The following is a 14,966-nucleotide window of genomic DNA, read 5'->3' on the forward strand; positions in this document are numbered from 1 at the left end:
TATGTTTTCAACAGATTCATTGTTAGAACTAACACTTTCTTTTATACCGCTATTGATAACCCTTTTAATTGTATTTGTGGTGCTTTGGAGTGCGCACAATATATTGATAGTTAAACAAGCTGATGCTGGAAATGAAAAACTGTTTTCGCGACAGTTAATAATGCTTGGATTGACCTTAGTGGCATTACTGGCGACAGTATTTGCATTACCAGTGAGCGAAAGTTCTCGCAATCAAATCATAGGTTTAATTGGTTTAGTCATCTCAGGGATTTTTGCGTTCTCTTCTAGTACCATTTTTGCCAATTTATTAGCTGGAATAATGCTAAGAATTACGAAACCATTTCACACTGGTGATTTTGTTCAAGTAGGAAGCTTCTTTGGGCGAGTTGTGGAGCGTGGATTGTTAGATACAGAAATCCAGACAGAAGTTAGAGATTTAGTAGCTCTGCCCAATACGTTTATGATCACTAATCCCATCACAGTGACTCGTACATCAGGCACAATTATCTCTACAAGTTTATCCCTTGGATATGATATTCATAATTCAACAATTGAAACCATGTTGTTACAAGCTGCTACCAATTGCCAACTAACCGACCCTTTTGTGCATATTGTTGAGCTAGGGGACTTTTCGGTAACCTACAAAATCAGTGGTAAATTGGAAGAAGTTAAGAGTCTAATCAGCTCGAGAACTCGACTGAACCGGGAGGTTTTAAATATCCTTCACGAAAACGATATCGAAATCATGTCCCCTAGTTTCATGAACCAACGTAAAATTCCAGATGACGTCAAAATTATTCCACCTAAACAACAAGTTAACAATGAGAATAGTGAGTCGACTGTAGATCAGGTGATTTTTGACAAAGCTGAAGAGGCAGAACAAAAAGAAGTACTTTTAGAACAGTTAAAAACGCAATTAGTTGAGTTAAATGAGCGACTCAAACAAGCTGATGAAAATCAGAAAGAATCGTTTAAATTACAAATCGAAGATTTAACGCAAAAAATAAAATCTTTCAATAAAGCCGAAGAAATTAAAGAAAGTTAATACCCAATCAGTTCTTACTATTCCGATTCAAAAAATGTGATAAAAAGCAGAATTCCATAAAGGACAGTCACTAGTTATAATCAACTTAAGAGAATTCCATAAAGGACAGTCACCTGAATCCTAATTCGTCTATCCAGTCCATAAAGGACAGCCACCTGAATCCTAATTCGTCAATCCAGGACAGTCACTAGTTATAATCAACTTAAGTGATCAAACCTCGACTGAGACAGTCATAAAAACTCGACCTAAACTGGACTGGTGTTTAGCGCCCTAAGCGCTATGCTTGTGCACAATATTTAGTGTTCGGAGTTTTATATGCCGCTGCCCAGGAAGCATCAAATCAGTCTTGAAGATACCCCCTACTATCATTGTATGTCGCGGTGTGTTCGTCGTGCTTTTTTGTGTGGTCATGACAAATATTCTGGCAAAAATTACGAACACCGCAGACAATGGGTAGAAGATAGATTGCTCCTGCTTGCTTCTGTATTTTGCCTTGATGTGTGCGCTTACGCGGTCATGAGTAACCATGTTCACGTGGTCTTGCATATAAATAAAATTGAAGCCTTAAAATTATCAGATTTCGAGGTCTTTAAACGTTGGCAAAAAATACACAAGCCAACGGATCTTGTTCAGCAATTCTATATGAAAAACAATTCTGCTGAACGTTCTAGCATTCAGCTAGAAACCATTGCTAACACCATATCCATCTATCGGAAACGCTTGTACGATATTAGCTGGTTTATGCGTGAACTCAATGAGCCTATTGCTCGAAAAGCTAATCAAGAAGATGACTGTACAGGACATTTCTGGGAAGGGCGGTTTAAATCCCAAGCACTATTAGATGAAAAAGCTTTAGCAGCTTGTTTAGCTTATGTTGATTTGAACCCAATTCGGTCCAAAATAGCTTACAACCCCGAATCTTCCGAGCACACAAGTATTAAGCGACGCATAGATGCACTTCGTCAAGGCTATCAACCAACGTCATTAATGGCTTTTGAGCATAGTCCAATTCAAAATCAGCGAACCGAATTACCGTTTCGCTTAGATGATTACATTCAACTTATTCGCTTTAGCGCTCAAGGGTTTGATTCGGCAAGTAGAAACGAAACTACACAGCCATCAATAATTCGAACTTTCGGGTGCAGTGAACAGCTTTGGATGAATCTTCTTCATAATTTTGAGAAATATTTTGGCGTGGCAGCTGGTGAGCCAAGGTCGATGGAAAGTTTTATGCTAAACACGGGGAGGGGCAGACTAAAAGGCAGCAGAAGGATAGCCCAATAGCCTCGCTCCATAAACCACCGATTATTCCAAATGCATCCACTTACCTGCTGTCCTTTCTAATTTGGCTAAATCGACCAAGACAACATAAATACGGTATAAATATAGAGTATCGGCTGTTCTTAGGTCAAAAACACCCTTGAACATTTGCACTTACTGCTTAATCACAATATATTTTCACTAAAGACTGTCCTATTTGTGGTTTTATATATGACTGTCTCGAAAGCGAAGTAATGTGCTAACCAACCATATAAGTGGCTGTCCCAAATGCGATGTGCTAACCAACCATATAAGTGGCTGTCCCAAATGCGATGTGAGTGCCTGTCTCATTATGTAGTTCCATTCTACACACGGCGACTTTCTTGCCCTTGCGAATCACCTTCGCCGTAGCGATAAACTCTTTTCCCTTGCCTGGCCGCAAATAATCAACCCGCATATCGATAGTGCCAACATTAGAAAACGAGCCCTGAAACTCATCCAAACTAATATCTCCAAAATCCTTAATAGAATACAAAATGGCCATCACCCCGCCCACCGTATCCAAAATTGCTGCAGTAACCCCCCCATGCAAAATTTTGTGAATAGGGTTACCCATTAACTTGTCATCCCAAGGCAATCTAACCTCAACCTCATCAGCGCTCAATTTATCGATTTTTAGTCCAAGTAGCTTATTAAATGGCATTTGCTCACTAAACATATGCATCACAAATTCACCTAACGCCTCAGAACTCAAACGTACAGTTGTATCCATGTTATTTTGTGTCATATTAGATCCCATTAATATTTGGTGTTTATAGCGTATACCCCAAGGCGCTTTTTAAGTAAAATCATCATTACTAATTCCAATTCAACACCATTTTTGATTCGTACGAGGAAACTACTTGTCTACTGCCACCAGCAACCCCCTAGCAAGCAAAGATTTTGCAGCGCCAGCAGTAAAAGTGCTAAAAGATGTTTTCGGTTATGACAACTTCAGGGATGGACAACAACAAATCATCGAGCAAGTCCTAAACGGACGTGACGCGCTGGTTTTAATGCCCACTGGTGGCGGAAAATCCCTATGTTACCAAGTTCCCGCTTTGCTATTGCCCGGATTAACCGTTGTCGTATCCCCACTTATTTCATTAATGAAAGATCAAGTTGATGCATTAACCGCATCAGGTGTTGCCGCAACCTACATTAACTCATCAATTCCCCGTGAGCAGTTGGTCAATATCTATCGGCAACTACAAGACGGCAAATTTAAATTACTCTATGTTGCCCCAGAAAGACTCATGCAATTGGAATTTATCGACCGTCTACACACCCTAAATTTAAGTTTAATTGCAGTAGATGAAGCCCATTGTGTTTCCCACTGGGGACACGATTTCAGACAAGACTACCGACTTCTCGGCCAATTAAAAAAGCATTTTCCCAACACCACCGTTATGGGCCTAACAGCAACAGCCGACATCGCAACCAGAGCCGATATCTCCCAACAATTGAATTTACACAATCCATTTGTATTCAGAAGTAGTTTTGACAGACCCAACATACGCTACAATTTACTCTCAAAATACAAAGCAGTAGATCAGCTCATCCACTACGTAAAAAACCAAGAAGGCAGCGGAATTGTTTATTGCAACAGTCGCGCTAAAGTAGATGAAATAAGCTTTAAATTAGCCAAACAAGGGATTAATAGCGCCGGTTATCACGCAGGCTTAGAGCCAGAGATAAGAGATAAAATCCAACGGGACTTCATTCAAGACAATGTAGATGTGATCGTCGCCACAGTTGCCTTCGGAATGGGCATCAACAAATCCAATGTACGCTACGTCGTGCATTTTGACTTGCCACGAAGCGTCGAATCATATTATCAAGAAACCGGCCGAGCTGGACGCGATGGCATGCCAGCGGAAGCCTTATTGTTATATGACGAAAAAGATGCCGCCCGCATTCGTCAATGGATCAGCATGGGTGAAAATACCGAGCGTCACGAAGTAGAACTGCAAAAATTTGCGGCCATGGAAGCCTTTGCTGATGCACAAACCTGTCGACGCCAAGTACTCCTCAATTATTTTTCCGAGTACAGTGGCGCCCATTGTGGTAACTGCGACATCTGTATCGACCCACCCAAACGTTTTGACGGCACCATTCAAGCGCAAAAAGTACTTTCCTGCATATTCAGACTAGGTCAAACCGTGGCAACTCAATACGTTATCGATGTTCTGCGGGGAAAAAACCACAAACGTATTATTGAACAACAACATGACAAACTTCCCACCCACGGGATTGGCAAAGACCAATCAGAAGCCTACTGGCACAACGTGATCAGCCAACTTATTCATCAAGGTTTAATTCGAATAGATATTACCCAAAACGCCAACTTGAAACTCACTGAGGCAGCTCGACCAATCTTAAAATCTGAAGTGATGGTTACCCTTGCTGTGCCGCGCCTTGCGTTAGAAACCACCAAACGAAGTAAAAACGACAAGCGATATTATGATCGAGCCTTATTCGCCAAGTTAAAACATTTACGCAAGACAATTGCCGAACAAGATGACGTGCCCCCATTTGTCGTGTTCAGTGATGCTAGTCTGGCAGATATGGCTGAATTTTTACCAGAAAATGCATCCCAATTTCTACAAATAAGTGGCGTAGGAAACACTAAATTAGAGCGCTACGGAGAGCGCTTTTTAGCACAAATAAGTCGGCACGTTAATGGGAGTTAAAAGCCTCAAGGCGTAACTTAAGCGTAGGCGTACTCGCCACCTTTTTGCAATGCCCGTTTGTAAGCTTCGCGCTGATGGATTTTTTGCACATAAGCAGCAATAGCGGGATATTGCTTACCTCCTCCACGAGAGAAGCTCGCTTCCAATGGAAAACTCATTTGGAAATCGGCACCTGAGAGCTCATCGCCAGCAAACCAGAGATTATTTTGTAAGTGAGTATCAACATACTCCAAATTACCTGAAATCATTGGCATGTAATAACCATCCATGACTTTATCAGCAATTTTGTTGGCAATTATTTTGATGAAAAATGGTTTCGCATTAGCTCTAACTTTATCAAAAACCAGTTTCGCTACCATGGGCGGCATCAGAGTTCCCTCGGCAAAATGTAACCAATATTGGTATTGTCTAAGGGCTTCAGTGTGCGCTTTAGGTTTCAAATGCTCACCATAATGCTCAACTAAGTATTCGATAATCGCACCCGACTCAGCAACCGTAACGTCACCATCGGTAATAACGGGCGACTTTCCTAAAGGGTGAATTAACTTTAACGTAGAAGGCGCAAGGTTGGTGTTTGCATCACGCTTGTAATGTTTAATTTGGTAGTCTAATTCAAGCTCTTCGAGCAACCACAAAATGCGTTGCGAACGTGAATTATTGAGGTGATGTAGAACGATCATAAGAAATCTCTGTTATTTAATTTCAGTAGATACGTTAAGGTTTCGAAAAAGATCTATTTCGAAAAAAATGCGTCAGCAATAAACAGGAGGTATTAAACCTCCTGTCACAAACTGTTACTTACAATTTATCCAGCCGGATTCAGGCTCGCGAAATAAGCCGCTAAATCATCAATATCCTCGTCGCTTAGGCCCTTAGCCATAGGTGCCATAACCATATTGTTACGCTCGCCACTACGAAATGCTTTCATTTGTAAAACCAAATACTGCTCTTTTTGACCAGCTAAATTTGGATACATAGGGATCATAGAAATTCCATTAGACCCGTGACAAGCTGCACAAGTAGCAGACTTACTCTTGCCTTTTTCTGCATCTCCAGCAAATGCAGGGGCACACAGGGCACTACCAGCAATCAACATAGCGAAAAGTGCTACAGGTTTTAAATTCATGTTACTAACCTCGTAATAATTGATTAAGAGTTCCAAAATCGTTTTTCAGAACAAGGGTATCAAGATAGCCCCATGTCAGGATAAACTATACTTTGAATTAATACTAATAAGGCGCAAACGTGCATTTCGATCATTCTTACGCACAAAAATTATCCAATATGGTAAGCCAAGTTCGAATTTCACCGTTACTTGAGCCAGAATTAGCATTATATAACTACCAATTGGCAGAAGACATAGAACTTAAGAACGAATTTTCGCAAGCCGAAACCCTTTTTAGAGAATTATTTGAGCCTCAAGGTCAGTTAAATCAACATGCTATCGCACAAAAATACGGAGGCCACCAATTTGGCGGCTGGAATCCAGAACTTGGTGACGGTCGTGGCCTGTTATTGGCTGAAGTGATAACCGAAAAACAGACGTCATGGGATCTGCATCTTAAAGGGGCTGGCAAAACCCCCTACTCACGCTTTGGCGATGGACGTGCGGTGTTAAGGTCAACAATCCGTGAATATCTAGCAAGTGAAGCTTTACACAGTCTAGGCATCCCCACCTCACGGGCATTGTGCCTAATCTCCAGTCAAGAAATAGTGTATCGAGAACAACCCGAAACTGGAGCAATGTTAATTAGAGCATGTCAAAGCCATATTCGATTCGGCCATTTTGAGTATTTTTATCAAACGAAACAGCTCGATAAGCTCGACAATCTTTTTAAATATACGTTACAAAAGCATTACCCTGAATTACTGAATCACGATAATCCTCATTATTCGTTGCTCGAACAGATCGTGTTAGCTACTGCAGACTTGATTGCAAAATGGCAGGCCTATGGCTTTTGCCATGGCGTAATGAACACTGATAATATGTCGATTCACGGTATTACCTTTGATTTTGGACCCTACGCCTTTCTAGACACCTATGCCCCAGACTACATCTGCAATCACTCTGACCATAACGGACGTTACGCATTTGACCAGCAACCTAGTGTCGCCTTGTGGAATTTAAATGCATTAGCCCATGCATTCACTCCCTACTTGTCCATCGAGCAAATAAAACAAGCTCTCACACAGTATGAAACGCGTTTACAGACTCAATATGCCGAGCTTATGGGATTAAAATTTGGATTCAAAAAAAACAGTAGTAACCACATGACATTAGTAAATGACTGGCTCGCATTACTTGCTCAAGACAAACGGGATTACACCCAAAGTTTCCGTTTACTGTGTGATGATAACTTGAATATCCAGAAAGTTGCAGACCACTTCATTGACCGTGCTAAGGCAGAAAGCTGGTATACCTCATATATTGCAAAGTTAGCAGAGGAATCAATACCTAAAAACGAACGCTTAGTGACAATGAAAGAAGCAAACCCGAAATTTATTTTACGAAACTACTTAGCTCAAAATGCGATTAATGAAGCGGAAAAAGGGAGCTTTGACGAGTGCAAGCGCTTACTAAAAGTACTTTCTAATCCATTCGATGAACAACCTGAATTCGATCGTTACGCACAAACTCCACCAGACTGGGGACAATCAATGGAAATATCATGTTCAAGCTAAACAACTATAGCTGGCAATTAGAGGAGTCGATTATCAGATTGGTTTGTGATTATTTTCCTTCTCAAGAGGAAGCAATTGAGCAAGCCCAAAATTGGTTACAGTCGATAGAATCTAGAGTTTCAGATGTTAGTGAAGGTGCTGACCGAGCACAAATACAATTTGTATCAGATCAAGATACCTTTTTACTTTGTTATGACGGAACTTGTGAGGCATTATGGATAGAAGTGACGGGCTACGCCGAGTCGACTAGTTTAACAAAATTATTAGCTAAATTAGATGCAATTCAATAATATAGCCTTCTCACGCACTGAATATATGTTCTTTATTTTTACCAATAAAGTTAACGTCAAAATAATAAAAATGGTTGCTTAATGTGAAATTTGTCGGTCTTCTGAGTCTGTTGTTATTGAGTTTCGCAGGCTGTGTTGTTGCTCAACAAACAGATCCTATCCCAACGGTAATAGTAGATGCCGAAGTGGAGCATGTGCGTGTAAACGGCTTGTCTGAATTAAAACGCACCAATAAACGTGATCAACTTTCTCAAGTTCAGGCGTTACAAGACTGGTCAAAAGTGATTGATACAACGCCATTAGTTGAAAACCAAGCCTTGTGGCAGCGTTTTTCAATTGTTCACCAAGACAGCATAGACCAACAATATTTGTTGGTCATCAGCAACCCTTCAATAGATTATCTAGACGCCTATGTGCTCGATGATAAAGATCGACTTTTGGAGACTTATTTAGTCGGCGCAAAACGCGATTTAGCAACACGCCCTTATAACCATAGAGACTTCGTTTTACCCATAGCATTGAGCCCAAACCAAAGCGTCAATATATACCTACGCATCCAGGATGATGGTCCCTCTGTTTATGCTATCGATCTTTGGACAGACACCGAATTTATTGCCGAAGAACAATTCCATTTGGCCTTCATTGGCGTGGTCGGCGGCGCCCTAGCTATTCTATTTTTCTACTTCCTTGTCACTTATGTGCTGCTTAGAAGCCCCATCCGATTTTGGTTTTCTGTGGCTAATGCGGGTTTGTTATTCCTATTTTTGAATATTCAAGGAATTGTCAGCCAGTTTACCGGCCTAGGATCATACACCTCACAAATTAGCAGTGTAACAGTAGCAATTGTAATATTCGCAGCTGCAAAAGTTTGTCACGCCATGTTGGTACGGGTCCCAATATTTTGGCGTTTTATTTCTTATTTAATGGCGATTTCGCTGATTGTTATCGCGCCTATTTTAAACAGCTATCTACAACTAGTGGTTGGCTCAGCCCTCGCTGCTGCCGCGGTCTTGTTACACTTATTATTAGCGCTAATTTATCATGATCGGAAACATACTATGCCCAACGGCTTATATGCATTCGGCTGGTTGATTATCTGCGCTACAGTAATGGCGGAAGTCAGTTTTTACTTATCTGGAAATGCAATAGATACATACACGGGGTTGATATTGTCGTTAATCGTTATGTCTGGTGTCTTGCTAATAGCGGTAGCAATTGAAAGCCATGAAAAAGCACTCGCCTTTGCCAAACAGGTACAACAACAAAACGCCATTGAAAACCTACACCAGTTTTATGATCTTTTCCGCAACTCCGCAGAGGGCCTTTATACATCAACCCAAGACGGTAAGTTAGTCACCACCAACCCAGCAATGTGTCAATTGTTCGGATACGCTGACGAATCGCAGATGTTATTAGAAGTCAAAGATACATCCGTGCTCTACGCCAATCCCCATGAACGTGATTTATTAATGGAAGAAATCTTCCTCAACGGCATGGCATTAGGCAAAGAGATAAAAGGTATTCGTAGGGACGGCAGTGAATTTTGGTTTTGTATTTCAGTACAACTCACTGGCACAGAAGATAAAAAATACTTTTTTGGGTCAATTTTTGACATCACCGAAAAGAAACAATCAACGATTAGCTTAGAATACTTAGCCACCCACGATTCATTAACCGGTGTGTATAACCGAAGAGAGTTTGAGCAAAAACTACGAGATGGCATACGCCGTTCTAAGCAGTTAAAACAAGAGCTCACACTGCTTTATATGGATCTTGAGCAGTTTAAGATAGTGAATGATACCTGCGGTCACAAAGCCGGAGATGCACTCATTAAACAACTATCACAGATCCTCAATGACGTGGTATTGAATAAAGGTGTATTAGCCCGACTGGGGGGCGATGAATTTGGCGTGATTTTAGAATCTGAAAATGCGCAAATGGCAGATGTTATTGCAAACCAATTAATGAACGCCGTTAAGGAATTTAGGTTTATTTGGGACAATCGTATATTTACTATGGGCTTGAGTATAGGCATGGCCAAATGGCAAGACGAGATTGAAACGCCGGAACAACTTATGAGCATGGCCGATGCAGCCTGTTACGTAGCCAAAGAAAAAGGCCGCAGTCAGATACACCTGTACTCCAGTGAAGATCTCAAAATGCAGCGTTATGAATCTGAATTAAAGTGGGTGTCTCAAATAAACTTGGCGTTGGAACAAGATAAATTTCAGCTCTATTATCAACACTACTACCCGCTGTCTAAAGTGGCCGATGGCCACCACTATGAAATTTTGCTGCGGATGCGAGACGAAGATGACCAAATAGTACCACCAGCGGCATTTTTACCTGCAGCGGAACGCTACAATTTAACCATCGAAATAGATAAATGGGTAATTCAACATACCTTTAAATGGCTGTCCGAACACCCCGAACACCTAGCACAATTGCGTCAGTGCAATATCAATCTCAGTGGTCATTCGCTAGCCGACAACGACCTCAAGCGTCATGTAACCAAAGCCTTTGAAGATTATCAAATTCCCCATCAAAAGATTTGCTTTGAAATTACCGAAAGCATGGCAATCGTCAAAATGGAAGAAACCTTACGCTTTATAAGCGCATTTAAGAAACTCGGCTGCACCTTCGCGCTAGATGATTTTGGCAGCGGATTTTCGTCTTACAGCTATTTAAAAAACCTGCCGGTCAATTGTCTCAAAATCGACGGAAGTTTCGTTAAAGATCTCTTAGTTGACCCAGTCGATATGGCAATGGTTGGTTCGATGAAAGATTTGGCCAAAGCAATGTCCATGAGCACCGTAGCTGAATTTGTAGAGTCTAAAGACGTAATGGTAGAGCTAGGTAAGATGGGCATAGACTTCGCCCAAGGTTATGGCGTAGCGAAACCAACTCCCCTTAACGAATTTACTGACTGTAAAACTATCGACTAAAGGTTGTAATGTGTAGATTCGTGCCCATATTGGTGAATTAATATTTAATTTACAATTTATAAAGGCCCGTAGTGGTGACAAACACGCCAACCAATAAGTTTGAATTTGTAAGTTCAGCTGCCCTTCCAACCCAATTTGGATTATTTACTATCCATGGTTTTGTTGAAATTGAAACACAACAAGAACATGTTGCTCTTTCATACGGTGAATGGCAGCAAGATGAAACCATTCCAATCCGCGTACATTCTGAATGTTTAACAGGTGATGCTCTATTTAGTACTCGCTGCGATTGTGGGTCTCAGTTAAAAAAAGCCCTGCAAAATATTGTTGAACAAGGAAAAGGGGTGTTGCTTTATCTTCGTCAAGAAGGACGAGGTATAGGCTTATTGAATAAGATCCGCGCCTACAAATTACAAGACAGCGGTCTAGACACAGTAGAAGCCAATGAACATTTGGGTTTTGATGCTGACTTACGTGACTATGCAATATGTAAGTTAATGCTCGATACGCTGGGTGTTAAGAATGTTGCGTTGATGACCAACAACCCCAAAAAACAAGCGGCGTTGGCAGAAATGGGCGTTAATGTGGTTTCCAGAACCCCTATCGACCATGGTTTAACAGAGGATAATCGACGCTACCTACGCACAAAAACAGAAAAGCTAGGTCATCAGTTCGATTTACACTTACTCAATAACGGTCCGAATAAATAGCTAACGGCACTCGAATTTGCCAATTACATAGATATTAGCCAAAGCCAAATACCTGCCTAATAAAAAAGAGACCTAGGTCTCTTTTTTATTGTCTAAAACAGTCTCTTTAGCACTGCTTAGTTGTGAATTTGAACACCGGGAACACAACCGTTTTCATCGAGTTTCTGGCGTTTAACCAACATCGACAATTTGCGGCATAAAATGTAAAAAACCGGCGTAAAAATAAGACCAAAGAATAACACGCCAAGCATGCCGCTAAATACCGCCACACCCAATGCTTGACGCATTTCGGCTCCAGCTCCAGTGGCAATCACCAAAGGAACAACCCCAAGTATAAAGGCAAAAGAGGTCATCAATATTGGACGTAGTCTTAACCTCGCAGCTTCAACTGCCGCATTATAAAGCGGGACGCCATGCTGTTCTTTGTGACGTGCAAATTCCACTATCAAAATCGCATTTTTACTGGCCAAGCCAATCAACACAATCAAACCAACCTGAGTCAAAATATTATTGTCCATTCCAGCAATGTAAACACCAGCGATAGCCCCTAACAAACACATTGGAACAATTAGAATTACCGATAGTGGTAAAGTCCAACTTTCGTACAAGGCAACGAGTAACAAATACACAAAAACAACCGCAAAAACGAAGGCCAATATAGCCGAGCTGCCCGCTTGTTTTTGTTGATAAGCAAGTTCAGTCCACTCATAAGCGATGCCGTCTGGCAAAATTTGCGCAGCTAAACGCTCCATGGTGGCGATTGCCTCGCCAGAGCTATAACCAGCAGCGGTATCTCCGTTCAAATCTGCCGCTGGATAAAGATTATATCGGGGAACCCGCGACGGCCCAGAGCGATATTCGAAAGTTGCCACAGAACTCAACGGAACCATATCACCCGCTTTGTTGCGAACCCGAATCCGGCCAACATCATCGGCCTCCATCCTAAAAGGAGCATCCGCTTGTGCCGTGACTCTGAAGGTACGCCCTAAATAGTTAAAATCGTTCACAAAGGCGCTACCAAGATAAATTTCAAGAGCACTAAAAACCTCATTAACTGGCACACCTAAGCGCTCAACTCGTTCTCGATCAATGTCAGCGTACAACTGCGGTGTATTCGTTTCAAAGAAGCTAAACACTGAGGTAGTAGCAGGCTCTTGATTGGCGGCGTTAGCAAGTTGCCACATGGATGCCTCAAGCGCAGGAAGACCCAAGCCACGACGATCCTCAAGCATCATTTTAAACCCACCACCGTTACCTACTCCACGTACAGGTGGAGGCGGAATTACCGCCACATAAGCCTCTTTAATGCCAGACAACTCCTTACGTGCCTGAGCCACTAACTGGTCGAAGGTGATGCCCTTCGCTGCCCTATATTCAAAGGACTCAAGCGCTGGGAACAAAGCTGCCGAATTAGACGCACTTGAAAACGTTGCGCCAGAAAACCCAGTAAATGCAACAGATGTTTTTATGCCATCAATTTTCAGCAACTTATCCAATACTTCCTGCACCACATTATCAGTACGTTCTAGTGATGCACCAGCAGGTAACTGCACAGCGATGATCAAATAACCCTGATCCTGTGCAGGGATAAATCCTTGCGGGACTTTATTGAAGAAAAAGCCCGTCAAACACATCAAACCCAGATAAATGATAGACATGATCGCGCCAAAACGAATTATCTTCGACACGAACTTGCCATATGCAGAAGACGTGCGATGCATGCCGTGGTTAAACTTATTCGCAAACCATGCAAAAGGACCTTTACTCGATGTCTTGTCACTATGAGGTTTAAATAAAACCGCTGACAACGCAGGGCTTAACACCAAAGAGACAAATACCGAAATCATAGTAGCCGCAGCAATGGTGATCCCAAATTGGCTATAAAAAGTGCCGGAAATTCCATCCACAAACGCAGTAGGTAAAAATACAGCCACCAGCACCAAACCAATTGCTACCAAGGCACCGCCCACTTCCGTCATGGTTTCCCGCGCAGCTTCCCGCGGACTCATTCCTTCGGCAATAAGGCGCTCCATGTTTTCAACCACCACTATGGCATCATCCACCACAATGCCAATCGCTAATACCAAACCAAACAAGGTCAAATTATTCAAAGAAAAGCCCAGAGCGCTCATTACCGCAAAGGTACCAACTAACGAAATCGGAATCGCCAATATGGGGATAATCGCCGCGCGCCAATTTTGTAAAAACACCAAGATCACCAGCACCACTAGCGCTATCGCTTCATAAATAGTGACTTCTACTGCATCAATCGACTGACTAATAAATTGGGTAGGGTTATAAGCAATATCGTAGGTAAGCCCTGGAGGAAAGTCTTGAGACATTTCTAGCATGGTTTGTTGAATCGCCGCAGCGGTCTCCAATGCATTTGAACCAGGCCGTTGAAATACAGGCATCGCAATGGCTTTTTTAGTGCCTAAATACCCTCGGGTGGCATAACTTTCAGCACCTAACTCAACTCGTCCCACATCTTTTAAGCGTACGATTCGACCGTCGGTATTTTTGATTATCACATTCTCGAACTGTTGCGGATCAATCAAGCGTCCTTGGGTTTGCACACTTAATTCAAAGGCATTTTGTCCTGACTCTACAGGTGATTTATTTAGCGTACCACTGGCGACTTGAATGTTTTGCCCTTGCAGCGCAGTAATGACTTCTGAAGCCGTCATCCCAATGGAAGATATTACGTCAGGATCAAGCCAAATTCGCATCGAGTATTGGCTAGCACCAAAAATACGCACCTCGCCAACCCCATTAATTCGCGCTATCTGATCTTTTATTTGCAAGGTTGCATAGTTGGCAATGTAGGTTTGGTCATAAGTACTGTTAGGTGAAAACAAATTCACCACCAACATCAAATCCGGAGAGTTTTTGCGGGTCACAATACCCAAGCGCCTAACCGTTTCAGGTAACCGAGGTTCGGCTATAGCGACCCGGTTTTGCACCTGTACCTGTGCATTATCTAGGTCGGTTCCCAGTTTGAACGTAATAGTGATAGACACTTGTCCGTCGGCAGTAGATTGTGACGACATATACAGCATATTTTCAATGCCGTTAATTTCTTGCTCAAGGGGAGTTGCCACCGTTTTAGCCGCAGTTTCAGCATTTGCGCCTGGATAACTGGCCGAGACTTGAATCGTCGGCGGAGCGATTTGCGGGTATTGCTCAATCGGCAAGGTAAAATACGACAGCGCCCCCACGATAAGAACGATAATTGCCAGTACCGAAGCAAATTTAGGTCTATCAATGAAAAAATGGGAAAACTTCATCTGTTATTCTCCCAA

General features: G+C 42.1%; 11 protein-coding genes. 7 read left to right on the forward strand and 4 right to left on the reverse strand.

What is annotated here, in order from left to right; translation table 11 throughout:
• Position 1 precedes the first annotated feature (1 nt).
• Together ABWV72_RS08850 and ABWV72_RS08855 are read left to right on the forward strand one after the other, a co-directional pair.
• Positions 2–1,045 carry a mechanosensitive ion channel family protein gene (locus tag ABWV72_RS08850; RefSeq protein ID WP_342806545.1) on the forward strand — a complete coding sequence of 348 codons (1,044 nt, stop codon included), beginning with the start codon at positions 2–4 and terminating at the stop codon, positions 1,043–1,045.
• Between the two features lie 315 nt (positions 1,046–1,360).
• Positions 1,361–2,329, forward strand: coding sequence for a transposase (locus ABWV72_RS08855; RefSeq protein WP_353370055.1), 969 nt, complete (start codon positions 1,361–1,363; stop codon positions 2,327–2,329).
• A gap of 274 nt (positions 2,330–2,603) precedes the next feature.
• Here ABWV72_RS08855 and ABWV72_RS08860 read toward each other — a convergent pair whose 3' ends face one another.
• Positions 2,604–3,077: a thioesterase family protein gene (locus ABWV72_RS08860; RefSeq protein ID WP_436792315.1), complete on the reverse strand. Its 474-nt coding sequence runs from the start codon at positions 3,075–3,077 to the stop codon at positions 2,604–2,606.
• A gap of 130 nt (positions 3,078–3,207) precedes the next feature.
• Here ABWV72_RS08860 and recQ point away from each other — a divergent pair, with 130 nt between their 5' ends.
• On the forward strand, positions 3,208–5,037 hold the full coding sequence (gene recQ, locus ABWV72_RS08865; protein ID WP_353370057.1) for a DNA helicase RecQ: 1,830 nt from the start codon (positions 3,208–3,210) through the stop codon (positions 5,035–5,037).
• Between the two features lie 17 nt (positions 5,038–5,054).
• Here the strand turns inward: recQ and ABWV72_RS08870 are convergent, their stop codons facing one another.
• Positions 5,055–5,717, reverse strand: coding sequence for a glutathione S-transferase (locus ABWV72_RS08870; RefSeq protein ID WP_216050528.1), 663 nt, complete (start codon positions 5,715–5,717; stop codon positions 5,055–5,057).
• A gap of 125 nt (positions 5,718–5,842) precedes the next feature.
• Complete coding sequence (locus ABWV72_RS08875) at positions 5,843–6,133, reverse strand: c-type cytochrome (protein ID WP_252729426.1); 291 nt, start codon at positions 6,131–6,133, stop codon at positions 5,843–5,845.
• A gap of 149 nt (positions 6,134–6,282) precedes the next feature.
• Between ABWV72_RS08875 and ABWV72_RS08880 the strand changes: the two genes are divergently transcribed.
• The 4 genes from ABWV72_RS08880 to ribA all read left to right on the forward strand — a co-directional run bounded on the left by ABWV72_RS08880 (position 6,283) and on the right by ribA (position 11,664).
• A complete protein-coding gene (locus ABWV72_RS08880; protein ID WP_353370059.1) occupies positions 6,283–7,719 on the forward strand; it encodes a protein adenylyltransferase SelO in 1,437 nt (478 codons plus the stop codon).
• Positions 7,707–8,009 carry a DUF3630 family protein gene (locus ABWV72_RS08885; RefSeq protein WP_216050531.1) on the forward strand — a complete coding sequence of 101 codons (303 nt, stop codon included), beginning with the start codon at positions 7,707–7,709 and terminating at the stop codon, positions 8,007–8,009. Before ABWV72_RS08880 ends, ABWV72_RS08885 begins: the two co-directional genes overlap by 13 nt.
• Before the next feature lie 83 nt (positions 8,010–8,092).
• On the forward strand, positions 8,093–10,954 hold the full coding sequence (locus tag ABWV72_RS08890; protein WP_353370062.1) for an EAL domain-containing protein: 2,862 nt from the start codon (positions 8,093–8,095) through the stop codon (positions 10,952–10,954).
• Between the two features lie 71 nt (positions 10,955–11,025).
• Positions 11,026–11,664: a GTP cyclohydrolase II gene (gene ribA, locus ABWV72_RS08895; protein ID WP_216050532.1), complete on the forward strand. Its 639-nt coding sequence runs from the start codon at positions 11,026–11,028 to the stop codon at positions 11,662–11,664.
• 116 nt (positions 11,665–11,780) lie between these two features.
• On the opposite strand, the gene ABWV72_RS08900 is transcribed toward ribA, so the two are convergent.
• Positions 11,781–14,951 carry an efflux RND transporter permease subunit gene (locus ABWV72_RS08900; protein WP_353370064.1) on the reverse strand — a complete coding sequence of 1,057 codons (3,171 nt, stop codon included), beginning with the start codon at positions 14,949–14,951 and terminating at the stop codon, positions 11,781–11,783.
• Positions 14,952–14,966: the final 15 nt, after the last annotated feature.

The sequence above is a fragment of the Aliiglaciecola sp. NS0011-25 genome (assembly GCF_040370605.1).
Lineage (GTDB): Bacteria > Pseudomonadota > Gammaproteobacteria > Enterobacterales > Alteromonadaceae > Aliiglaciecola > Aliiglaciecola lipolytica_A.

Excerpts from the sequence above, each read along its gene's own strand:
- ABWV72_RS08850 (WP_342806545.1), top strand. The coding sequence starts at position 2 with ATGTTTTCAACAGATTCATTGTTAGAACTAACACTTTCTTTTATACCG.
- ABWV72_RS08855 (WP_353370055.1), top strand. The coding sequence starts at position 1,361 with ATGCCGCTGCCCAGGAAGCATCAAATCAGTCTTGAAGATACCCCCTAC.
- ABWV72_RS08860 (WP_436792315.1), bottom strand. The coding sequence starts at position 3,077 with ATGGATACAACTGTACGTTTGAGTTCTGAGGCGTTAGGTGAATTTGTG.
- ABWV72_RS08870 (WP_216050528.1), bottom strand. The coding sequence starts at position 5,717 with ATGATCGTTCTACATCACCTCAATAATTCACGTTCGCAACGCATTTTG.
- ABWV72_RS08875 (WP_252729426.1), bottom strand. The coding sequence starts at position 6,133 with ATGTTGATTGCTGGTAGTGCCCTGTGTGCCCCTGCATTTGCTGGAGAT.
- ABWV72_RS08885 (WP_216050531.1), top strand. The coding sequence starts at position 7,707 with ATGTTCAAGCTAAACAACTATAGCTGGCAATTAGAGGAGTCGATTATC.
- ABWV72_RS08900 (WP_353370064.1), bottom strand. The coding sequence starts at position 14,951 with ATGAAGTTTTCCCATTTTTTCATTGATAGACCTAAATTTGCTTCGGTA.